The following is a 21,088-nucleotide window of genomic DNA, read 5'->3' as shown; positions in this document are numbered from 1 at the left end:
CCGATACCTATAATTTCTGCGCGAGAATCTTGTCGATGCGCCGACCGTCCATATCGACGATTTCGAAACGCCAATTGTCATATTCGAAACTGTCGCCGACGGAAGGCAGGTCGCCCAGTTGCAGCAGCGCAAACCCGGCAATCGTATGATAGCCGCGATCTTCCGGGACTTCGGTGAAACCCAGACGATGGAAGGCCTCATGGGCCGACATCAAGCCGTCGATCAGAAGCGACCCATCCGTGCGCGTCACGATATCCGGCTCTTCGTCGTCAATATCCGGTATGTCGCCCGCAATGGCTTCAAGCAGGTCCGACTGGGTGACGATGCCTTCGAGGATGCCATACTCATCCACGACGACGACCAGCCGCACCGGGCTTTTCTTGAAGATTTCAAGCACGCGGAAAATCGGCGTCGCCTCATGCACCACAACGAGTTCCCGGATCGCCTTCAGCGGATTAACCGCATGACCGTCGAGCACCTGATCGAGCAGATCTTTCTTGAGAACCATGCCGATTGGTTCGTCGATGCTCTGATGCGCGACTAGCAATTGCTCATGGCGACATTCGCGGACGGTCTTGAGCATCTGCTCCTGTGTGTCGTCGGCGTCCACCCAGTCGATCTCGCGCCGTGGCGTCATGATATCGCCCACGCGGCGGTCACCGATGGTCAGCGCACGCGCCACCACCTCGCGCTGCGTCATTTCAATCAGCCCAGCCTGCTGGCTGGCCGCGACGAGCAGCTTGATCTCTTCTGGAGAATGGGTCGATCCCTCGCCGTTGCCCGGTTGCAAACCGCACACCCGCAGCACCAGATTTCCCAGTGCGTTGAGTGTGGAAATGGCGGGCCAGAAGATAAAGGTGAAAGCACCGAGCGCACGGACCACAAACAGGGCGGTGCCTTCGCTACGCTGCAAGGCGAGGCTTTTGGGCGCAAGCTCGCCCAGTACGATATGCAGTGCCGTGATGATGATAAATGCAATCGCAACTGCGATGGCATGCGAACCGAAGCTCACCCATTCCGTCGGCAGCGCGCTCAAAGCCGGTTCGATGAGATGCGCAAGGGCGGGTTCACCGATCCAGCCGAGCGCGAGCGAGGAAATGGTGATACCGAGCTGCGTGGCCGCAAGATTGGCATCGAGATGATCCACGGCGCGCTGAAGAGCTGTAGCATTGGTCCGCTTGGCGGCGACGAGTTCGGCCACCCGGCTTTTGCGGACAGCCACCAGTGAGAATTCAGCGGCAACGAAGAAGCCGTTGGCGGCCACCAGAAGAAGGACCGCCAGAATGCCAATAATATCCGCCCAATACATGCTCAATCCTTATCGCGGCGCCCTATCGCGGGTTGCGACTCTGTCATAATTGAAAACACTATGCCTTAGGCTTGGGCGACGCTCAAGAAATGCTCGAATTTTGCTGGCAAATCAATCAGGGCTTTAGTCGACCACCGTTACCACTGCCGGTGTTTCGCCAACCGTTCCGATGATACGCGCCACCGGATAACCGGCAGAGCGGATTGTCGCGAGAATGCGCTCTGCCGCATCTGGCGCACAGGAAACAAGCAGACCACCGGAGGTTTGCGGGTCAGTCAGCAATTGCTGCTTCCAGAGCGGCGTGTCATCTGCAAGATGCACTTCGTCGCCATAGCTCGCCCAGTTGCGGATCGAAGCGCCGGTGACAAAGCCCTCCTCTGCAAGGCGTGCAGCCTGGCCCAAAAGCGGAAGTTCACTGTATCGAAGTGTGATACCGACTTTCGATCCACGCGCCATTTCAAGCGCATGACCAAGGATACCAAACCCGGTTACATCGGTGACGGCATGGACGGCATCGTCCTTTCCAAGTTCAGCACCGACCCGGTTCAGCAGAGTGACGGAGGCCATCATCTCATCGTAACCGGCGCTGTCGAGCACTTGCTTTTTGAAAGCGGCGGAATAAATGCCGACGCCAAGCCCCTTGGTCAAAATGAGCACATCGCCCGGTCTGGCTCCACTGTTCTTGCGCAGATTGGAGAGCTTGCATGTACCGATAACCGCCAGCCCGTAAATCGGCTCCGGCGCATCGATGGAATGTCCGCCCGCCACTGGAATACCGGCTTCGGCGCAAATGCTGGAACCGCCTTTCAGAATATCGCGGATCATTTCCGCAGGCATCTGGTTCACCGGCATACCGAGGATCGCCAGCGCCATGATCGGCGTTCCACCCATGGCATAAACATCGGAGATGGCATTGGTAGCCGCAATGCGCCCGAAATCGACAGGATCATCCACCATCGGCATGAAGAAATCTGTCGTGGCGATCACGCAAGTTTCGTCATCCAGCTGCCAGACCGCTGCATCGTCGCCGGTCTCGGTGCCGACAAGCAGTTGCTTGAAAGGCTGAATGGCGGGCTGATCGGCAAGCAGACTTTGCAACACGGCTGGCGCCAGCTTGCAGCCACAGCCGCCGCCATGCGCCAGAGTGCTGAGACGGATGGGCGATGCAATATCCATAATACCTCCTGAGCCGAAGGCAGGTCCTTTGCGAGTGCAAACGGAAACCGCCCCGGCATGTTATTTCGTATCAGATCGAGATTTCGCGTGCCGTCATGCTATAACGGAAAGCATCCGCGTCGAGACAATCAAGACGGGTGCTGGCAATTTCGGCTTGCGGATACATCAGGAAGCCAAGCTCCCCGCCCTGCGCCGACGGCAGATCGACATCGCTACCATCATTGAAGGCGATCCAGTTGCCTTCCCACGCGCCGAAAAGCTTCTGACGAACAGCAACAACACGTGGATCGTCTGCGGTCAGTCCGTCTTTCTCCTCTTCAAGCATGACCTTCCGAACATCGGCGGGATCGGTCGCCACCCAGCCAACGCCGTCGAGATAGATTTCAGCACGGCAATGCTGTGACTTGGTGATGACCTCGTTCTTCGCGCCAAGGCTCTTGTAACCAAAGGCTGACGGCGCCACCCGCACCCCGTAGAGATCGCGTGCGGGAATGCCGGCAGAGCGAACCAGCGCCACGAAAAGCGGATTGAGATCGGCGCATTTGCCGCCAAGATCGCCGCTCTTCAACATGGCCACGATATCACCATCGCCGCAGCCGCGCGTGGAGGCACGCCGATAGGTGTTGGCGACAACCCAATCATAGATGCGGCGCGCCTTGTCCTGATCGCTCGCGGCATCACCGACAATCTTGCCGGCGGTTTCCCGAACAATGCCATCCACCGGTGCCAGCCGTGTTCCAGCCAGATACCTGGCGCGTTCTGTCTGCGTCAGCGGTGCTACAGCTGCCGATGCGTCAAGCTTGCTTGCGCGGTCCCGGGTCGAGATGAGGCTGGTGATTTCCGCAGACGGCGCCTCCTCACCCGGCGCCCATTCGAGATAGAGAAGCCCTACCCCGCTGTGCGGATCGCGATCGAGTTGGGCGACCTTGGCGTTGGTCGTCCAGCGATTGCCCTCCGGCCGATTCCAGTCATCCGCCTGAAACCCGGCCAGCGGCACCCATGCCCGGATGACATCCTTGGACGCGGCTGGATTGACGACGGTCTTGATTTCGAAGCTGCGCCAGTTTGACGGCTGCGGCGCGAAGGTGGCGTCAGCAGCGAAGGCAGACGTCAAGGTTATGCCCGGCATGGCACTTAGGGCGACGCAGGCTGCACCGGATTTCAGGAGTTCCCGACGATTCATGACGATCCCCTTAAATAGCTCCTTCTGGAGCCATGAGCTTTGTTTCGTGCGGTTGTGCGGATAAAGCGCTGCTGTTGCGCATGACCAGAAGGGTCAGCGCAGGCCAGGAATGATCCAGGATTAAGGCCCCGAAACTCGGGAGCAGCGAAAGAAGTCACACGGGCAGTCTGCCGTGTTTGCAGAAGTCCGTCAATCAACGAACAAACAAGACAAGTGTTCGTGAAGATTACATTCATGTATTAATACCTGACTGTGACAGTCATGTTATTTATAAATGCACTTTGTTGTTACATTTTTCGACCTTCACTTCGGTTGACAACTGCAACTTATTGCGTTGAACTAATGACTTGAAAGTCAAGCCTGCCCGACAACGTGCCTGCGACTATATCCCGGCACGTCGGTTCTGATCATCAGGGAGGTATCGCGCTATGAATGTGGAGCTCTCACGCCGCCAGTTTCTGGGCGGAACGGGAGCGGTGGTAGCAGCTTCGGCGCTCGGTTCTTTCGGTTTTGGTGCGGTGGAAACCGCCTATGCTGAGTCGATTCGCCCCTTCAAGCTGGCCAATACGACCGAAACCCGGAATACCTGCCCCTATTGCTCGGTGGCCTGTGGCATCATCCTTTATTCCAAGGGCGATGTGCGCAAGGGCGAGAAGGCCGACCTGATCCATGTCGAAGGCGACACGGACCACCCGACCAATCGTGGCACGCTGTGCCCGAAGGGTGCGGCGCTCAAGGATTTCGTCAAGGCCAATACCCGCCTGCAATACCCGATGGTGCGTGAACCCGGCTCCGGTGCGTTCAAGCGCATATCCTGGGACGATGCGCTGGATCGGATTGCGCGTCATCTCAAGGATGACCGCGATGCGAACTTCATCGCGAAGAATGAGGCGGGCGTTACCGTCAACCGCTGGACGTCGACGGGGTTCCTCGCCGCTTCCGCAACAACCAACGAAACAGCGTTTCTCACCTACAAGGTGGTGCGCAGTGCAGGCATAGTCGCATTCGATAATCAGGCTCGCGTCTGACACGGCCCGACGGTGGCGAGTCTCGCCCCATCATTTGGCCGTGGCGCAATGACCAACGCCTGGACAGACATCAAGAACACTGACCTCATCGTCGTCATGGGCGGCAATGCGGCGGAAGCGCATCCATGCGGCTTCAAATGGGTGACGGAGGCCAAGGCCAACCGTGGCGCCCGGTTGATCGTCGTCGATCCGCGTTTCACGCGCACGGCATCGGTTGCGGATTATTATTCGCCGATCCGTCAAGGGTCGGATATCGCCTTCCTGCTCGGCATCATCAACTATTGCATCCAGAACGATCACGTGCAGTGGGAATATGTGAAGCACTTCACCAATGCCAGCTACATCGTCAAGGACGGCTTTGAATATAAGGACGGGCTGTTTACCGGCTATGACGAGGAAAAGCGCGATTATGATCGATCGAGCTGGGAATATGTGATCGGCGACGATGGCTATGCCGTCGTGGACGATACGTTGCAGCATCCGCGTTGCGTGTGGAACCTGCTGAAACAGCATGCCTCCATCTACACGCCGGAAATGGTCGAGCGCATCTGCGGCACACCGAAGGAGAAATTCCTGAAAGTGGCCGAGATGATCGGGGAATGCTCGTCGCCCACCAAGACCATGACATCCATGTATGCGCTTGGCTGGACGCAACATTCCAAGGGTGCGCAAAACATTCGCGGCATGGCGATGCTTCAGCTGATCCTCGGTAATATCGGGGTGCGGGGCGGCGGCATGAATGCACTGCGCGGCCACTCCAATATTCAGGGGCTGACCGATATCGGCCTGATGTCCAATCTTCTGCCGGGCTATATGAACATCCCGGTGGAGAAGGAGATCGACCTCGACACCTATATGTCGACGCGCAGCTTCAAGCCTCTGCGTCCGAACCAGACGAGTTACTGGCAGAACTACAAGAAATTCTTCGTAAGCTTCCAGAAGTCCATGTGGGGCAATGCTGCCACCGTGGAAAACGACTTCGCCTATGACTGGCTACCAAAGCTCGACGTGCCGAATTATGACGTGTTGCGCATTTTCGACATGATGAACAATGGCAAGGTCAACGGCTATGTCTGTCAGGGCTTCAATCCGCTGATGGCGGTGCCGAACCGCAACAAGCTGACCGCGGCCCTGTCGAAGCTGAAATTCCTCGTCACGATGGACCCGCTTGAAACGGAAACATCGCGCTTCTGGGAAAATCACGGCGAATATAACGACGTCGATACGGCGTCGATCCAGACGGAAGTGTTCCAGCTGCCATCCACCTGCTTTGCAGAGGATGAAGGCTCGCTGACCAATTCCGGCCGCTGGCTGCAATGGCACTGGCCGGGAGCAACACCGCCCGGTGAAGCGAAGACCGATAACTGGATCATGGCGCAGATTTATATGCGGCTGAAGGCGCTTTACAGCAAGGAAGGCGGCCCCTTCCCTGATCCAATTCTCAATCTGGTCTGGGATTACAAGGACCCGGAAGAACCGACCGCCGAAGAACTGGCGCAGGAGCTGAATGGTCGTGCACTGACCACACTGATGGATCCGACAGACCCGAGCAAGGTGGTTCTGGAGGCAGGGAAACTGCTGCCCGGTTTTGCCGCGCTGCGCGATGACGGCTCCACATCGTCGGGCTGCTGGGTCTATTCCGGTTGCTTCACCGAGGCGGGCAACAACATGGCCCGTCGCGACAATCACGACCCCGACGAGACTGGCGCCTATCTCAACTGGTCGTGGGCATGGCCCGCCAACCGGCGCATTCTCTATAACCGCGCTTCCGCCGATCTTGACGGCAAGGCGTGGGATCCGAACCGCAAGCTCATCGAATGGGATGGGACGAAGTGGACAGGCTATGACGTGCCGGACATTGCGCCGACCGCCAAGCCGCATGAAGTCGGCCCCTTCATCATGAATGCGGAAGGCACATCACGCCTGTTCTGCCGCGGCATGATGCGTGACGGTCCGTTCCCGGCCCATTATGAGCCGTTTGAGTCACCGCTGGCCAATGTGATTGCGCCGAATATTCGGGGCAATCCGGTGGCCCGTGTCTTCAACAACGACTTCAAGCAGTTCGCCGATACCGCATCCGAGGAGTTCCCTTATGCGGCGACCTCCTATCGCCTGACCGAACACTTCCACTACTGGACCAAGCATGTGCATGTGAATGCCGTGCTGCAGCCGGAATTCTTCGTGGAGATTTCGGAAGAGTTGGCGAAGGAAAAGGGCATCGCCAAGGGCGACTGGGTGCGCGTCTGGTCGAAGCGCGGCTCGGTCAAGGCCAAGGCAGTGGTGACCAAACGTATCAAGCCGCTGATCTGCGACGGCAAGACGGTGCATGTGGTGGGCATTCCGCTGCATTGGGGCTTCATGGGCGCTGCCCGCAAGGGCTTCGGTCCGAATTCGCTGACCCCGTTCGTCGGCGACGCAAATATCGAGACGCCGGAATTCAAGGCGTTTCTGGTCAATATCGAGCGCAGCAGCGCGCCTGTTGCTTAGAAGGGATTGAAGAATGTTTCCACCCGTTCCCAATCCTAGCGTCCAGCCACAAGCTCCGCGCTTTGGTGACAATGATCTGATGCGGCGGTCGGCGTCATCCGTGACGCCGCCAGCCGAACGCCAGACCGAAGTGGCCAAGTTGATCGACGTGTCGAAATGCATTGGCTGCAAGGCGTGCCAGTCGGCCTGTGCCGAATGGAACGATACGCATGAGGAGGTCGGCATCAATGTGGGGGTCTATGACAACCCACATGATCTGACGCCGAACACCTTTACGCTGATGCGCTATACCGAATGGGATAATCCCGACACCGGCAATCTGGAATGGCTGATCCGCAAGGATGGCTGTATGCATTGCGAAGATCCCGGCTGTCTCAAGGCCTGTCCCGCGCCGGGCGCCATCGTGCAATATTCCAACGGCATCGTCGATTTCATCCACGATAACTGCATTGGTTGCGGCTATTGCATTAAGGGCTGTCCGTTCAACATCCCGCGTGTCTCGGAAGTGACCCATAAGGCCTATAAATGCACGCTGTGCTCCGACCGCATTGCGGTTGGACAAGGCCCGGCCTGTGCAAAAGCATGCCCGACTCAGGCCATCGTCTATGGAACCAAGGACGAGATGAAGGAATGGGCTGATGGACGCATTAAGGATCTGAAATCCCGCGGCTTTGAAAACGCCGGGCTTTACGATCCGCCGGGAGTCGGCGGCACACACGTCATGTATGTGCTGCACCACGCCGACAAACCGGAAATTTACGCCAACCTGCCGAACAATCCGCGCATCAGCCCGGTTGTCGAGGTCTGGAAAGGCGTCTCCAAATATGCAGGCATGGCGGTCATGGGACTGGCCGCAGCCGCTGGCTTCCTGCACTATATTATCAAAGGTCCGAACGTCGTGACCGAGCATGATGAGGAAGAAGCCGAAAAGCTCACGGGAGAAAAAAACTCATGAGCAAGACCGACTTTGACGATGTTTCCGCCAGCGACGACATAGAACCGGGCAAGCCGGTACGGGTGCACCGCTATTCCGGCAGCGCACGCATCAATCACTGGATTACCGCTATCAGCCTTGTGCTGCTGGCGCTGTCCGGGCTTGCCATGTTCCACCCCTGGCTGTTTTTCCTGTCCGGTCTGTTCGGCGGCGGGCAATGGACACGCACCATCCATCCATGGATTGGTGTTGTGCTATTCTTCAGCTTCTTTGGTCTATTCGTGCGTTTCTGGAGCGCCAATCTTTGGAAGCGCGAAGACACACGCTGGCTCGGCCAGGTTAATGACGTGATCGCGGGCGATGAGGAAAAACTGCCCGAAGTCGGCAAATATAATGCCGGGCAGAAGCTGGTTTTCTGGTCGATGTCACTGCTGATCATCATCCTGATCGTCTCGGGCCTCGCCATCTGGAACGAATATTTCGGCTCCATCGTCAGCATCAACCAGCAGCGCTGGGCGCTGCTTGTCCACTCGATGGCCGCTGTCGTCGCCATCTGCGTCTGGATCGTGCATGTCTACGCCGCGATATGGATCAGAGGCACATTCAGCGCCATGACACGCGGCACGGTGACCGGCGGCTGGGCATGGCGTCACCATCGCAAATGGCTGCGCGAGCTGAACGCCAAGCGAAAGGCCAAGCCGACAAGCGGTAAACCGGCTGCATAATTTTGCGCTCGCCGGGTTGAAAAATCTGGCGAGCGACCAAGAATAAATATGATTGCAGTGGTCCACGTGGCCCGGCGGGTTCGTGAGGGAGTAGAATGGCAGGCAAGACAGATCTGGCGCCGGATCCAACGGCGATTGGCGAGGTATCGTCTCCACCCTTTGTGCGATTGCCCGATCCTGACGACCTGTTTTCCCGGAGAGCCGCGCGCCTGCGGCTGCTGGGGTCGGTAAGCCCGCTCAAACCCTATCTCGAATTTGTCGCCGATCTGAGCGATGCGCAAGCAGCCGTTCAGAACGAGCTAGGTCCAGCGACACAATCGGACACCTCTCAGCTGCCGGAAATGCCCTGCATTGACCGCGATGCGGCGGCATCGGACGGCAGCCTGAATTCAATCTTCGACAAGCTGTTTGATCGCGCGCGCGATATCGCCAAACCGCAGGATGCCGCCGACGCTTTGGAGCGTGTGATCGCCGCCAGCGCTGCGGAGCGGCGCCGCATGATCAATGCGGTTTTCACCGGCATGCTGCCGCCGGATGCGATTGCCGAACATATCTATATCTGGGCCGGTCTCCAGTTGCATTTCACGCGGCTGGCATCCGCGCTTAATCCAAAAGCCGTGAAGCCTGTTGCAGACGGGGTCTGCCCCGCTTGCGGCAGCATGCCGTCGAGTTCAGTCGTCGTTGGCTGGAAAGGTGCGCATGGCGCGCGCTTTTGTTCCTGCTCGGTGTGCAACACGCTTTGGCACTATGTCCGCATCAAATGCACCTGCTGCGGCTCTACCAAAGGGGTCGGTTATAAGGAGGTCGAAGACGGCGGCGGCGTCATCAAGGCGGAAACCTGTGACGAATGCGGAAGCTGGACCAAGATCATTTACCAGCAGCAATCCACTGATGCAGACCCGATGACCGACGATGTGGCAAGCCTCGGCCTCGATATGCTGATGCGCGAAACGCCCTATCGGCGCGGCGGCTTTGCAGCCTTGCTTGCAGGATTGTGAGGTGCCATGGATCAGACCCGATCTCACCTGCGGCAACTGCCTTCCGTCGATGCGCTTCTGCAAATGCCCGAACTTGGCTCCACGCTTGAACGCTTCGGTCGCCCGGCACTGACTGAAGCCATCCGCACCATCCTCACCGACGTGCGCGAAGCCGTGAAATCCGGCGCTGCACCGTCCAGCAGCGTCGAGATTGCCACACGAGCCATCGATCTGCTTGAAGCCTCTGGTCAATCAAGCCTGCGCCCGTTGTTCAATCTGACGGGAACAGTTCTGCACACCAATCTCGGTCGCGCCATTCTGGCCGAAGCGGCAATCGAGGCTGCGACGGCAGCCATGCGTGAAGCCGTTTCGCTGGAGTTCGATCTTTCAACCGGCGCGCGCGGTGAGCGCGATGATCATCTGCGCGCACTCGTCTGCGAACTGACTGGTGCGGAAGACGCAACCGTCGTCAACAACAATGCCGCTGCCGTGCTGCTGGTGCTGAATAGCCTTGCGGCAGGCAAGGAGTCAGTGGTTTCACGCGGCGAGTTGATCGAAATCGGCGGTGCGTTCCGTATGCCCGATATCATGACCCGCGCAGGCACCAGACTGGTGGAGATTGGCACCACCAACCGCACCCATCCGCGTGACTATGAAAGCGCCATAGGGCCGGATACCGGGCTGATATTGAAGGTCCATACTTCCAATTATCGCATTGAAGGGTTTACCCGCGAGGTATCGGCGACGGAGCTTGGCGCAATCGCCAAGGCGCGCAGCGTGCCGCTGGTCAACGACCTTGGGTCCGGCACACTCGCCGACCTGACGGCTTTGGGTCTTGCGCATGAACCGACCGTGCGTGAAGCCGTTGCCGAAGGGGCCGATGTCATCACCTTCTCAGGCGACAAACTGTTGGGCGGCCCGCAAGCCGGGTTCATCGTCGGGCGGCGCGATCTGATCGCCCGCATCAACAAGAACCCGATGAAGCGCGCTCTTCGCGTGGACAAAATCCGGCTCGCAGCGCTGGAGGCAACGCTGAAGCTCTATCGCAACCCCGAAAGGCTGGCCGAAAAGCTGCCAACACTCCGCTACCTGGCGCGATCGAAAAGCGACATCGCCAATCAAGCCATCCGATTGCAGCCTGAGTTACAAACAGTGCTCGGTGCTGCCTTTGATGTGACCGCAATCGAATGCGCCAGCCAGATCGGCTCCGGTGCCTTGCCACTATCGACCGTTCCAAGCGCCGGATTGTCCGTCGTCCCGAAAGACGGCAGCGGCTCCGCGCTTACTGCTTTGGCCACCGCGCTGCGACAATTGCCGCTGCCGGTGATCGGCCGCATTGAAAAAGGTGCTTTCATTCTCGATCTGCGTTGCCTCGATGATGAAAGCCGCTTCGTCAGGAATCTGGCTTCCTATGCGGCTCACTGATCTTTTCTCCCGCAAGCCCAAACAGGACAGTGACGCGCAATCACTGGAACAGGCGCTTGTCGCGGCAAAATCGGGGGACTACGCCACCGCTCTGTCAATATGGGAACCGCTGGCGCGCAAGGGCAATGCGCGCGCCCAGAACAACATCGGCGCCTGTTTTGCAGGCGGCATGGGGGTCGACAGAAACATAGATCTCGCGCATCAATGGCTGGCCTTGTCAGCTAAAGCTGGCGACGCCTCCGGCCAGCGCAATCTCGCCTCACTTCTCTTCAAGGGCGAGGACATTGACCCCGATTATCCGGAAGCGGCTAGGCTTTATCGTCTGGCTGCCGAACAAGGCGACCCGCAAGCGCAAGACATGTTGAGCTGGATGCTGCTGGAAGGCGACGCCGTTACCGCCGACCCGGTGGAAGCACGCGAATGGGCGCAGAAAGCAGCCGAGGGCGGCATTGCCGCCGCCATGACGCGGCTTGGTATGATCTATCATAACGCGGTCGGTGTGCCGCGCGATCCAGCACAGGCCGTGTTCTGGTGGCGGAAGGCGGCAGGCGCTGGCGATGCCGATGGCGAGGCAATGCTCGGTGCAGCGTTGCATCTCGGCATGGGTGTGCAGCGCGATGCTTTGGCGGCTTACGAACATTTGTTGCGCGCCCGGTCTGAAGGCAGCGCCCTTGCGGATTCCTTCCTGCAAGCAGCTCGCGATCAGCTGGATGATGACGAACGCCGGACGGCCGAGGCAAGAGCTGCCGGGGAACACCGCCCATGATTATCGGCACGGCGGGACATATTGATCACGGCAAGACGTCCCTCGTGCGTGCGCTGACGAAAGTCGACACCGACCGGCTCAAGGAAGAAAAAGCACGCGGCATTTCCATCGATCTTGGCTTTGCCTATCTGCCCCTGACAAGCAACGAACAGGAAATCCTCGGCTTCGTCGATGTGCCGGGGCACGAAAAGTTTGTGCATACCATGCTGGCAGGTGCGGCCAGCATCGACTTCGTTTTGCTGGTGGTCGCGGCAGACGATGGCATCATGCCGCAAACACGCGAACATCTGGCTATCGTCAGTCTGCTCGGGATCAATCGCGGCATCGTTGTGATCACGAAAAGCGATCTCGTTGACGCTGCTCGTCTGACCGAGGTGGAAACGGATATCCGCAATGTACTGGCCTCAACCGCGCTTGCCGATGTGGCGATATTGCCGGTGTCCACCATCACGGGTGAGGGGCTGGACCGGCTTAAAGTGGCCCTCGAAAGTGAGACACACAACTTCCCGCACCGCCGCGCTGATGGACGCTTTCGGCTCGCCGTGGACCGCTCCTTCACCATTCAGGGTGCGGGAACTGTCGTGACGGGAACCGTCCTGTCCGGTACTGTCAGGATTGGCGATCAGCTGACTATCAGCCCTTCGGGCAAGCAGGTGCGCGTGCGTACGATCCATGCGCAGAACCGGCCAAGCGAAACCGCACAGGCAGGCGACCGTTGTGCACTCAATCTGGCAGGCGAAGGCATTTCCAAGGAAGCGGTCAGCCGTGGCGACATGGTCTTGTCGCCCGAGTTGCACATGCCGACAGACCGCGTGGACGCCTCGCTTTCAATCCTGCCGTCGGAACGCAAGTCGATAGACCAGTGGTTTCCGGTACGGCTGCACCATGCGTCTGCTGAAGTGGGTGCGCGCATCGTGCTGTTGCAGGACAATGATCTCGCGCCGGGCACTCAAGCACGCGTGCAACTGGTGCTGGATCGCCCGATTGCAGCTGCGTCAGGTGATCGTTTTGTCATTCGCGATGTTTCCGCACAGCGAACAATCGGAGGCGGTCGCTTTCTTGATCTACGCCCGCCGCAGCGCAAGCGCCGCAGCCCCGAGCGGATGGCACAACTCGACGCTCATGCCATTGATGATCCGGTAGAAGCGGCACGGGCGCTGCTGTCCGTCGACCCGTTTTATCTGGATGCAACCGCTTTCCTGCGCGACCGGGCTTTGGCCGATGAGCCACATTCTCTGGTGCACGCGCTCAATGCAATGGTTCTGCCGCAGGGCCAGTCGCAATTGCTGCTGCTGCCGGAGCGCTGGAATGCGTTGCGCAGTGACATTCTGGAGCGGCTTGGCAATTTTCATGACGAGAACCCAGACCTGATTGGTATGGGGGTGGAAAGGCTGCGCCTGCTTTTGAAGCCACGTCTGCCTGCGAGCGCCTTCCGGGCGGCAATAGCCGCGCTAATGGATGCGCAACTGGTGAAACTTGATGGCGCATGGCTTCGTCTCAGCGATCATGAGGTGACCATGAGCGACGCCGACACAGCGCTGTGGGAGCGGATCGCGCCGATGCTTGGCGGCGAAGCGCGCTTTCGCCCGCCGCGCGTGCGCGATATTGCCGGTTTGCTTGATGAAAAGGAGGCCGAAATCCGTCGCATTCTCAAGCTCGGCGGTCGCATGGGACGTGTGCATGAAGTTGCGCAGGATCACTTTTTTCAGCGAAGCACGATTGCCGAGATGATCGCGATACTGTCGGTGATGGATGCGGAGTTCGACAGCGGCTGGTTTATCGCAGCGCGCTTTCGTGATCGTGTGGACAGTGGCCGCAAGGTGGCCATCCAGATTCTTGAATTTTTTGATCGAAACAGCGTCACGATCCGACGCGGAGATTTGCGTCGGCTAAACCGGCGCAAGCTGGACTTGTTCGGCGATTTCACGCAGAGTGAACACGCCGCAAGTACCGGCTAAAATTTGGAAGAGACGCGTCCCTGGTGGGGCGTCCGGACTTCAAATTCTAACGCCCTTGTCTGCCGCTATATTCAATCATCCTCAAAAATCCCGAATTGTCGGCTATAGTGGCAGGCTCTTTCCTCATCTGTATGCGTCTATATTTGATCGTGCTACCGAGTTGGGTAGCAAAATGGTAGCAGCCTGTTCGCAGATTGTTCTTACCGCTTGACCGCCCATCACGTAGCTGCCAGCCTCCTCTTGCCAGGGAGGTCTAAAGCCATGACACATCAATACGCTTATCGTCCCGAAGACGTGGCGAAACTCTGGGGATGCTCATCCCGCCAGATACGGAACATGATTAATTCCGGCCAACTTGAAGCGTTCCGCGTCGGGAAATTGCTTCGCATTACACCCGCTGCTGTTGAGGAATACGAACGACGCAATGCTGTCTCGGTTAAATCCGAAGAGGGTGCAGCTGCACTGCCCGGTGAGAGGATGGCGCTCGCAGACACTTTGCGCTTAAGACGACAAACCAGAGCAGATCGGTCGTAAAAAATGTCAAAAGCTCATTTCATCACTTCCAGCCAAATCACCGCTATCTGTAAGGGTGCCCAAAAAGCTAACTTCATCGCGGAAATTGAAATAGGCGATATTTTAATACGTCTGTTGCCAGGCGATAATCTCAAAGAGAAGCTCAGGTCGTCACAAGTCGTTTATGATGACGATATGCCTATCCTATGAAACCGTCTCGCCATATCCCGCGCCTCGGTATGAACCGAGTTGAGCTTTCACAGTCCATCGGCGTCAGCGTTGTCACTATCGACAACATGGTGGCCGAAGGTTTCCTGCCTCCACCGAAACAGTGGCACAGCCGAAAGATATGGGTCGTTTCCGAAGTCGAAAACGCGATGCTGAACTGGCCGACGAAAGAAGGCGAAAGTCACATTCCGTTTGTTTGGGAGGAAGAAACGCTTTCGCCTCTTGAGAAATGGAAAAAGGATCGGGACCGGGCCGAAGCTTCCTCACCGGATGATAGAACAGCTCGATCCCGTTTGGATAACCCCGATTATATTGTTGCAGAACACTATCGTAAGCTGGGTTTTGATCCCAAGACGATGGGTGGCGAAGAGTACACAGCGCTTTAATAAGAAAGCCGAAGATAAGTGGCGAGCCTCCCTTCCTAGCAAGCCGATTGGCAAACGAGAACAACATGCGCTCGAAGTCCTTAGTTTACACGGCGTTGGTGTATTTGTTGCGTGTATCGAGATCAAAGGATGTGGCTCGGATACTGAGGAGCGGCTTATCGCCCGCAAATTTATCGAAACGCGAAATCATCCAACTTTCACAAACCAGATATCTCATTACGCTTTGACGGAAGCAGGCATGGCCGCCTGGAAGAAGATCGAACGCGAGCTCTGACCCTTTCTACAGACAGCCGTGTCTTGACGACAAGTTGAGGCTCTGACAGGTTGCCGAAGAGTTCATTTATTTCAGGGGGAAACATGTCAAATTTCTACGAGGAAGGCCGAATTCTCGGAATTGAACTCGGTCAACGTAATGGTACGGTGAGGCAAGACGCCGCTGGTGCCATGACCGACGAACAAAACTTGGATTTTATCAATGGAATTATGGATGGCGTTGAGGAAGCTAAGGCGGCTTTAAAGGGAATACGAGTATCACAGGAAATACTGATGCTGCTCAGGAATTCCCCTTTATCCGGCCCAAATGACACCTATCGAGGTGTCCGTTTTGCGCTTGACCAAAGTTATTTTCCAAATGTTTTATATGAATTTGAAGTATAAACATTAATTTCAATTGTTTTGATGGTTCGACGGTATGGGAATTTTCGCACAGATTATCGGAACGCTCGGAATGTTCGCCGGTGTGGTCGCTGCTGCGCTCGGCTTCACGCTGACCGGATCGAGCGGCTTTCTGCTATTGCCATATGGCGTCGGTCTATTCATTTCTGGGATGCTGATTGTGTGCCTCGGCCTTATTGTCGAGCACGTGCACGGAATGAGAAAAGCCCAAGAACGTACCCTTGAGCTTTTGGAAGGCCGCATTCGGAAAGAACCCGCTTAGTCTGCGCGGGAAGCCGATGGTTATCGCAATAAATCCAAGTTGCGATAATTTGCTGCATGTACAGATTTCGTTAATTTTTACCTATATGGTTTCGTAACGATTATATGTGCATGAATACACCGCTGAAGGGGCGAGAAATAACGTGACCAAGGTCAACCCATCAATCCTGCGATGGGCCCGCGAAACCGCTGGGCTCAATCTCGAGGATGCTGCTGCCAAGCTTGGCATCGGCACCGCTCGCGGTATCGCGGGCGAAGATAGGTTGGCTATGATCGAAAGTGGAGACATAGAGCCCTCTAGGCCCCAGCTGGTTAAGATGGCTACACAGTATCGTCGCCCTCTGTTGACGTTTTATCTCGCAGAACCGCCTTCTGTAGCGGCGCGGGGTCAGGATTTCCGTACGCTCCCTGCAGAATATGCAAAACGGGATATGGCGCTAGTCGATGCCCTTCTCCGAGAGGTACGCGCCCGTCAAGAAATGGTCAGGTCCGTCCTCGAGACCGAGGATGAGGCTGTTCAATTGGGCTTTGTCGGCTCATTCGACCAAAAGCAAGGCCCGGAAAAACTAGCTGATCGAATACAGGCCGATCTCAATTTCGATTTGAGTACGTTCAGGTATGGGAACGGCACTAGGGGATTTGCCTATCTCCGCAGTCGGGCCGAAGCTGCAGGTATCTTTGTCCTGCTCATCGGCAATCTTGGCAGTCATCATAGTGCTTTGAACGTCGAACTATTCCGAGGGTTCGCGCTTGCTGACCCTATTGCGCCTTTCGTCGTGATCAACGATCAGGACAGCGAACAGGCATGGTCTTTCACGCTTTTGCACGAACTGGCGCACATATGGCTTGGTCAAACGGGCGTGAGCGGCGGCCGTTCGTCCAGTGAGACAGAAATATTCTGCAACGATGTTGCCGGGCGCATCCTTTTGCCAAATGCAGAAATTGCGCAGGAGCCTTCGCTCTTGAACGCTCCTCAAAGTCAGATTTTGAGCCGCATAGCCACTATCGCGGAAGCAAGGCAAGTGAGCCATTCGATGGTTGCCTATAAGCTCTATAGACATGGTATCATTGATTACGATGCCTGGTCTTCTGTGACCGCATTCTTCCGAGCTCAATGGCTAAAGAACCGTGCCTCACAGAGGGAGCGCTCCAAAGAAAAACCTGGAGGCCCGAACTATTACACGGTGCGGAGGCATAAACTAGGAAATCGGCTAGTTGAGCTTTCCAAGCGCATGTTGGCGGAAGGTGCTTTGTCGCCATCGAAGGCTGCTGCGATCCTCGGCGTTAAACCGAGCAGCGTTTATGTTCTTACTGACAGTGCTGCGTAAGGAGAAGCCGTGCATCTCATCGACGCGAACGTGCTGATTACTGCTCATAGTTCATATTATTCTCTTGACCGTTTCCCAGAATTCTGGAGCTGGCTCATACACATGGGGCAATCTGGGCTGGTGAAGATGCCTGTAGAAATTCTGGAAGAGATAGCAGACGGCTCAGCGTTGGATGAATGGCTTCGCGAAGGCGATAATTATGAATGTCTTCGCCTGGATGAAGAAGTTGACCCGGCTTTGGTGCAGTCTGTACTAAATAAATATGCAACTGATCTAAACGACGCTGAGATAATTCAGATTGGTCGCGACCCCTTCTTAATTGCGTATGCGCTGGCACAGCCATCACAACGCTGTGTGGTTACCGTAGAAGCTTCAAAACCGAGCAAGCAGCGAGCTAATCGTCGTATACCTGATGTTTGCAACGACCTAAGCGTCAACTGTTGCAACAGCTTCCAAATGCTATCAGCATTAAATTTCACGACGAATTGGCAATCATCGATCTCGGTCTTTTCGTAGCCTAAGCCGCCACCCCCTCTATTTCCTTCGAGGTTGCCCGGTGAAGGGCTTTCTCTTCGTCGTAGGCCTTCATAAGCGCTTTATAGTTAGGCGCTTTGTTGGCCCGCTTTGCGCTTTTTTGCATGGAAAGCATCAGGTACAGCATACCGGCAAGCCCTGAACGCTGACGCACAATGCCCGATAGCTGGTTACATTCCCACATTGCGAAGCCCATAGGCATCTGATCCCATGCCTCATACCAGCTTGATAGATCGGTCTCGATCCAGTCAGAGCAGGCGCGGACAAGATCACTCACGGCCCAAAGGCTGTACTTGTCGATCAGTCCCTGCTTTCCCGCTGCTTCTGCCAAGGTGGACAGGACGATACGGGCGTGGCCTTCACCGTACTTCTCGATCAGACGATTGATGGTGGCAACGGCGCGTGTCTGGCCCGGTAACGGGTAGCTGGTGCCTGGAATAATCTCGATATCGAATTCCGCGCAAAGTTCATGTGCTGTCGTCATGGTGAAACGGCCTGTTTGCTGAACTGGAAATTACGCAGAATGTATCACATTTGATGAACAATGCGCTATAATAGATCGCATTCATTGAACAGTTGTGGATTGCACATGTCGAAGCTCAACAAGCCTATCCGCTCCATGCTCATCAACCGATACGATGGTGCGCGGGCTCTGCACATAAGCGATATCGCTTTCAAAGAACTGGTCTCAGAAGGCTATATCAAGCCCGATAGACGCAAAGGCTTCTATCGCCTGGGACACATCATCGACGGCCACGCTGAAGCTGTGCGGATGAATAGGATAGCAGCGCCGCATGAGAGAACGACCAATCCTGCGGTACTGGCCTGCCGACTATAAAGCCACTCCGTCGCGAATTGTGCTGGCTTCGATATTTGCAGACGGTATATGAGACAAGCTTATTGATGAGGCCGGGAGCGTTTCAGATGCCAGCATGGATTGTTGTTCTTCAGGGCCTGCTTACACCGATTATTGCCCTGATTGCCGTAGGCGTGGCATTCATGCAATGGCGAACGGCCCATCAGAAAGTCGTTCTCGATCTCTTTGATAGACGTTTGAATATTTACGCTGACTTGGAAGAGGTAGCTTTAGAATTCCAAGTTAATCGCGGGACTACGGCAGTCATACCAAAATTGACGAGCGCATTTTTAAGGTCAAAGTTTCTGTTTGGTCCTGAAGCGTTTGCCGAGATTAACGCTTTCTACAATGCCGTCACAAGTTATGAGGATATCGACGCTGCGATGACAATTTACGATCAGCCGCAAGCTGAGAAGATAAGAGCAAAAAACAATTCTGCGCTCGATGCTGTGATGAGGTTCCGTAATGATATGCCCAACATATTTGAACCATACCTGCGTATGAGCCAAAAGCGCGTTCGGACACCAAAGGAATGGTTCCATGACGCCAATGCAAAACGCCTTAGCTATTCCGACAAAAACTGAAATTCTTACGCTTTATGTGCGCTGTCTTGTCGGGCGGGTCCGTTTTTGAAAGAAGTGCAGGTCTGCGATACCCGCCCCCTCAAGTGGCTGGTTGTTTAATGTTGCAGGATAGGAATGGATAGTTTCATGGCTTCGAACTGGGTAAAATATTCTAGTGTGAAAAAGCCTACTTGGGCGCATGCTGACCGGACATCTATTAATTGCGTTGTAAAATTTGACCACCATCCCGAAGAGTTGCCATTTACGGCTTCCCCCAAAGACCCCGAGCCTCATGGACGGGAAATATACTGGAACGCAGTGAACGGAAAGTACGGTGCGATTGGGTCTTATACCCCGCCGTCAGAAGAGATTGTCTCAGAAAATTCACTGGTGGTTGCTCTGCCCGAACATTTATCTGACCTTCAACAATTCTTCGATGATGCAAACAAAGAAAATGAAGTGGGTACAGATCGGGGATGCGTTCTCGTGTGGGCTTCGATGCTGGACGAGATGCTGAGAAGAGCAATCGAGGCATTCTTGGTTGATGATCCCAAAAAAACAAAGGATTTTTTGCAGAATAACGGCCCTTTGAGCAGTTTTTCATCGCGGATTAGCGCAGCATATTTGCTTGGTCTTATCAATGACGCGGAAGCAAAATCTCTGAACTGGGTTCGCGGTATCAGAAATGAATTTGCGCATCAATATGGGATTAAGCTTGATAATCCTGGTCTGAGCGACAAGTGTCAAAATCTCTACCAGCACGTTGTCAATGACGGGGCGAAATTTCCACCACGTCTGCAATATACTGGTGCCTGCGGAACACTTCTGATGCAGCTCAGCATACGGGTAGAGAAGGCTAAAACAAGCCGGAGAGAGCAAATCCGCGAATGACCTACCGCCTAATTTGACGTAGTAGCACTCCATTGAGGTGCCGGACTGATCCGACACCTTCGATATGGATTTCGTTGACGCGGTTCATGGTCATCCTCACGTATTATCGATTAGGACCACAAATCGGATAGTCCGCGTTGGCTGAAATTTCTCGTTCCGGATACGAACAAAGTTGTATGGAGGCTCCACTTCCGCGCAGAAGGTGTTCCGCTCAGGGTGTTCACCCGAAGTCGAGTTCAGGATCACATAAGGGATTTTCGCGGATGGGTTCGGGAAAGGAAAATCCTGCCTACTTTCACCAGCTAGCGTGACCGTCCCTTCCAACACCTGCGCCATGACGCCCATGCCGGGGTACATACACATGTGTTCCAAACTGGCCGTTTCCACGTCATGCCCAGGTCGAGACACATAGACGCCCTCTGGAGAGAATTTGATACGCTTAGTCATGGCCTTCTCACCATACCTTTACGCTGTGCCATCTGCGCTCCTCGACCAACCGCGAGCGTGAATTGCGATGTGCCTTGCCAAGCCTCAATGCCACGGGCAACGCCTTCCTGCACCATGGCCGCAATCTCAGCGTTACCGTTCGCGCCGGTCACGCTGACATGGATGCTTGGCGCATTGTTCGTCGTGTTGTTGTTGGTCTGCGACATACCTGACAATGAGGGGATCCGGGGCGCGCTAATTGATGCAACGCTCGGAACTCCTACCGCGCCGCCATTCGCGTAGCCCTTCAGTCCTCGCCTTATGGCTTCAAGGGCAGCGGGTCCGCCTGCCTTTCGTACCGCGTCCTGTTGATTGCCGCTGAGAAGTGACCCGGTTTGGGGTGATATTTCCATTTAGAATTGACCCATGTTTGAACCTTCCCTCGTTTGTTTTTCAGCG

At 55.9% G+C, this 21,088-nt stretch carries 23 protein-coding genes; 17 read left to right on the top strand and 6 right to left on the bottom strand.

The window, feature by feature from the left end; translation table 11 throughout:
• Positions 1 to 7: 7 nt before the first annotated feature.
• The 3 genes from FGI60_RS21960 to FGI60_RS21950 form a co-directional block, all read right to left on the bottom strand.
• Positions 8 to 1,309, bottom strand: coding sequence for a hemolysin family protein (locus FGI60_RS21960; protein WP_078338337.1), 1,302 nt, complete (start codon positions 1,307 to 1,309; stop codon positions 8 to 10).
• A gap of 123 nt (positions 1,310 to 1,432) precedes the next feature.
• Positions 1,433 to 2,485: a selenide, water dikinase SelD gene (gene selD / locus FGI60_RS21955; RefSeq protein WP_138786996.1), complete on the bottom strand. Its 1,053-nt coding sequence runs from the start codon at positions 2,483 to 2,485 to the stop codon at positions 1,433 to 1,435.
• Between the two features lie 70 nt (positions 2,486 to 2,555).
• On the bottom strand, positions 2,556 to 3,668 hold the full coding sequence (locus tag FGI60_RS21950; protein ID WP_138786995.1) for a transglutaminase-like domain-containing protein: 1,113 nt from the start codon (positions 3,666 to 3,668) through the stop codon (positions 2,556 to 2,558).
• Between the two features lie 428 nt (positions 3,669 to 4,096).
• Here FGI60_RS21950 and fdnG point away from each other — a divergent pair, with 428 nt between their 5' ends.
• The 14 genes from fdnG (at position 4,097) to FGI60_RS21880 (ending at position 17,875) form a co-directional block, all read left to right on the top strand.
• Positions 4,097 to 7,183 (top strand): formate dehydrogenase-N subunit alpha, encoded by a 3,087-nt coding sequence (fdnG, locus tag FGI60_RS21945; protein WP_138786994.1) that lies wholly within the window; start codon positions 4,097 to 4,099, stop codon positions 7,181 to 7,183.
• Between the two features lie 13 nt (positions 7,184 to 7,196).
• On the top strand, positions 7,197 to 8,138 hold the full coding sequence (gene fdxH / locus FGI60_RS21940; RefSeq protein ID WP_138786993.1) for a formate dehydrogenase subunit beta: 942 nt from the start codon (positions 7,197 to 7,199) through the stop codon (positions 8,136 to 8,138).
• Positions 8,135 to 8,842, top strand: a complete 708-nt coding sequence (locus FGI60_RS21935; RefSeq protein ID WP_138786992.1) for a formate dehydrogenase subunit gamma — start codon at positions 8,135 to 8,137, stop codon at positions 8,840 to 8,842. Before fdxH ends, FGI60_RS21935 begins: the two co-directional genes overlap by 4 nt.
• Before the next feature lie 95 nt (positions 8,843 to 8,937).
• A complete protein-coding gene (gene fdhE / locus FGI60_RS21930; RefSeq protein WP_138786991.1) occupies positions 8,938 to 9,840 on the top strand; it encodes a formate dehydrogenase accessory protein FdhE in 903 nt (300 codons plus the stop codon).
• A 6-nt stretch (positions 9,841 to 9,846) separates the two neighbouring features.
• Complete coding sequence (gene selA / locus FGI60_RS21925) at positions 9,847 to 11,244, top strand: L-seryl-tRNA(Sec) selenium transferase (RefSeq protein WP_138786990.1); 1,398 nt, start codon at positions 9,847 to 9,849, stop codon at positions 11,242 to 11,244.
• Entirely contained in the window at positions 11,231 to 12,010 is a 780-nt protein-coding gene (locus FGI60_RS21920) for a tetratricopeptide repeat protein (RefSeq protein ID WP_138786989.1), read from the top strand. Before selA ends, FGI60_RS21920 begins: the two co-directional genes overlap by 14 nt.
• Positions 12,007 to 13,968, top strand: a complete 1,962-nt coding sequence (gene selB / locus FGI60_RS21915; RefSeq protein ID WP_138786988.1) for a selenocysteine-specific translation elongation factor — start codon at positions 12,007 to 12,009, stop codon at positions 13,966 to 13,968. Before FGI60_RS21920 ends, selB begins: the two co-directional genes overlap by 4 nt.
• Before the next feature lie 261 nt (positions 13,969 to 14,229).
• Complete coding sequence (locus FGI60_RS26835; RefSeq protein ID WP_138786987.1) at positions 14,230 to 14,502, top strand: helix-turn-helix domain-containing protein; 273 nt, start codon at positions 14,230 to 14,232, stop codon at positions 14,500 to 14,502.
• A gap of 185 nt (positions 14,503 to 14,687) precedes the next feature.
• On the top strand, positions 14,688 to 15,095 hold the full coding sequence (locus tag FGI60_RS21905; RefSeq protein WP_138786986.1) for a hypothetical protein: 408 nt from the start codon (positions 14,688 to 14,690) through the stop codon (positions 15,093 to 15,095).
• Positions 15,070 to 15,369 (top strand): hypothetical protein, encoded by a 300-nt coding sequence (locus FGI60_RS21900; protein WP_138786985.1) that lies wholly within the window; start codon positions 15,070 to 15,072, stop codon positions 15,367 to 15,369. Before FGI60_RS21905 ends, FGI60_RS21900 begins: the two co-directional genes overlap by 26 nt.
• 83 nt (positions 15,370 to 15,452) lie before the next feature.
• Complete coding sequence (locus FGI60_RS21895; RefSeq protein ID WP_138786984.1) at positions 15,453 to 15,752, top strand: hypothetical protein; 300 nt, start codon at positions 15,453 to 15,455, stop codon at positions 15,750 to 15,752.
• A gap of 34 nt (positions 15,753 to 15,786) precedes the next feature.
• Complete coding sequence (locus tag FGI60_RS21890; protein WP_138786983.1) at positions 15,787 to 16,032, top strand: hypothetical protein; 246 nt, start codon at positions 15,787 to 15,789, stop codon at positions 16,030 to 16,032.
• Between the two features lie 142 nt (positions 16,033 to 16,174).
• The gene (locus FGI60_RS21885) at positions 16,175 to 17,359 is read left to right on the top strand and encodes an ImmA/IrrE family metallo-endopeptidase (protein WP_138786982.1); all 1,185 of its coding nucleotides are present in this window, start codon (positions 16,175 to 16,177) and stop codon (positions 17,357 to 17,359) included.
• 9 nt (positions 17,360 to 17,368) lie between these two features.
• Positions 17,369 to 17,875, top strand: a complete 507-nt coding sequence (locus tag FGI60_RS21880) for a DUF4411 family protein (protein WP_138786981.1) — start codon at positions 17,369 to 17,371, stop codon at positions 17,873 to 17,875.
• Position 17,876: 1 nt separating this feature from the next.
• Here the strand turns inward: FGI60_RS21880 and FGI60_RS21875 are convergent, their stop codons facing one another.
• A complete protein-coding gene (locus FGI60_RS21875; protein WP_138786980.1) occupies positions 17,877 to 18,377 on the bottom strand; it encodes a hypothetical protein in 501 nt (166 codons plus the stop codon).
• A 105-nt stretch (positions 18,378 to 18,482) separates the two neighbouring features.
• On the opposite strand from FGI60_RS21875, the gene FGI60_RS21870 reads away from it, so the two are divergent.
• From FGI60_RS21870 to FGI60_RS21860, 3 genes are all read left to right on the top strand, one after another.
• Positions 18,483 to 18,731: a hypothetical protein gene (locus FGI60_RS21870; RefSeq protein WP_138786979.1), complete on the top strand. Its 249-nt coding sequence runs from the start codon at positions 18,483 to 18,485 to the stop codon at positions 18,729 to 18,731.
• A gap of 86 nt (positions 18,732 to 18,817) precedes the next feature.
• On the top strand, positions 18,818 to 19,333 hold the full coding sequence (locus tag FGI60_RS21865; protein WP_138786978.1) for a hypothetical protein: 516 nt from the start codon (positions 18,818 to 18,820) through the stop codon (positions 19,331 to 19,333).
• A 126-nt stretch (positions 19,334 to 19,459) separates the two neighbouring features.
• Complete coding sequence (locus tag FGI60_RS21860) at positions 19,460 to 20,203, top strand: hypothetical protein (protein WP_171058832.1); 744 nt, start codon at positions 19,460 to 19,462, stop codon at positions 20,201 to 20,203.
• 96 nt (positions 20,204 to 20,299) lie between these two features.
• On the opposite strand, the gene FGI60_RS21855 is transcribed toward FGI60_RS21860, so the two are convergent.
• Positions 20,300 to 20,650, bottom strand: a complete 351-nt coding sequence (locus tag FGI60_RS21855; RefSeq protein ID WP_138786976.1) for a hypothetical protein — start codon at positions 20,648 to 20,650, stop codon at positions 20,300 to 20,302.
• Complete coding sequence (locus FGI60_RS26350; protein WP_171058831.1) at positions 20,647 to 20,865, bottom strand: hypothetical protein; 219 nt, start codon at positions 20,863 to 20,865, stop codon at positions 20,647 to 20,649. The genes FGI60_RS21855 and FGI60_RS26350 overlap by 4 nt, the downstream gene beginning before the upstream one ends.
• Positions 20,866 to 21,088: the final 223 nt, after the last annotated feature.

Origin of the sequence: Brucella haematophila (assembly GCF_005938105.1) — a bacterium.
GTDB classification, from domain to species: Bacteria; Pseudomonadota; Alphaproteobacteria; order Rhizobiales; family Rhizobiaceae; genus Brucella; species Brucella haematophila.
This window is presented reverse-complemented; position numbering and strand designations above follow the sequence as displayed.

Excerpts from the sequence above, each read along its gene's own strand:
- fdhE (WP_138786991.1), top strand. The coding sequence starts at position 8,938 with ATGGCAGGCAAGACAGATCTGGCGCCGGATCCAACGGCGATTGGCGAG.
- FGI60_RS21855 (WP_138786976.1), bottom strand. The coding sequence starts at position 20,650 with ATGACTAAGCGTATCAAATTCTCTCCAGAGGGCGTCTATGTGTCTCGA.
- selD (WP_138786996.1), bottom strand. The coding sequence starts at position 2,485 with ATGGATATTGCATCGCCCATCCGTCTCAGCACTCTGGCGCATGGCGGC.
- FGI60_RS21875 (WP_138786980.1), bottom strand. The coding sequence starts at position 18,377 with ATGACGACAGCACATGAACTTTGCGCGGAATTCGATATCGAGATTATT.
- FGI60_RS21920 (WP_138786989.1), top strand. The coding sequence starts at position 11,231 with ATGCGGCTCACTGATCTTTTCTCCCGCAAGCCCAAACAGGACAGTGAC.
- FGI60_RS21960 (WP_078338337.1), bottom strand. The coding sequence starts at position 1,309 with ATGTATTGGGCGGATATTATTGGCATTCTGGCGGTCCTTCTTCTGGTG.
- FGI60_RS21905 (WP_138786986.1), top strand. The coding sequence starts at position 14,688 with ATGAAACCGTCTCGCCATATCCCGCGCCTCGGTATGAACCGAGTTGAG.
- FGI60_RS21935 (WP_138786992.1), top strand. The coding sequence starts at position 8,135 with ATGAGCAAGACCGACTTTGACGATGTTTCCGCCAGCGACGACATAGAA.
- fdxH (WP_138786993.1), top strand. The coding sequence starts at position 7,197 with ATGTTTCCACCCGTTCCCAATCCTAGCGTCCAGCCACAAGCTCCGCGC.
- selB (WP_138786988.1), top strand. The coding sequence starts at position 12,007 with ATGATTATCGGCACGGCGGGACATATTGATCACGGCAAGACGTCCCTC.
- FGI60_RS21860 (WP_171058832.1), top strand. The coding sequence starts at position 19,460 with ATGGCTTCGAACTGGGTAAAATATTCTAGTGTGAAAAAGCCTACTTGG.
- FGI60_RS21890 (WP_138786983.1), top strand. The coding sequence starts at position 15,787 with ATGGGAATTTTCGCACAGATTATCGGAACGCTCGGAATGTTCGCCGGT.
- FGI60_RS21870 (WP_138786979.1), top strand. The coding sequence starts at position 18,483 with ATGTCGAAGCTCAACAAGCCTATCCGCTCCATGCTCATCAACCGATAC.
- selA (WP_138786990.1), top strand. The coding sequence starts at position 9,847 with ATGGATCAGACCCGATCTCACCTGCGGCAACTGCCTTCCGTCGATGCG.
- FGI60_RS21865 (WP_138786978.1), top strand. The coding sequence starts at position 18,818 with ATGCCAGCATGGATTGTTGTTCTTCAGGGCCTGCTTACACCGATTATT.
- FGI60_RS21895 (WP_138786984.1), top strand. The coding sequence starts at position 15,453 with ATGTCAAATTTCTACGAGGAAGGCCGAATTCTCGGAATTGAACTCGGT.
- FGI60_RS21950 (WP_138786995.1), bottom strand. The coding sequence starts at position 3,668 with ATGAATCGTCGGGAACTCCTGAAATCCGGTGCAGCCTGCGTCGCCCTA.
- FGI60_RS26835 (WP_138786987.1), top strand. The coding sequence starts at position 14,230 with ATGACACATCAATACGCTTATCGTCCCGAAGACGTGGCGAAACTCTGG.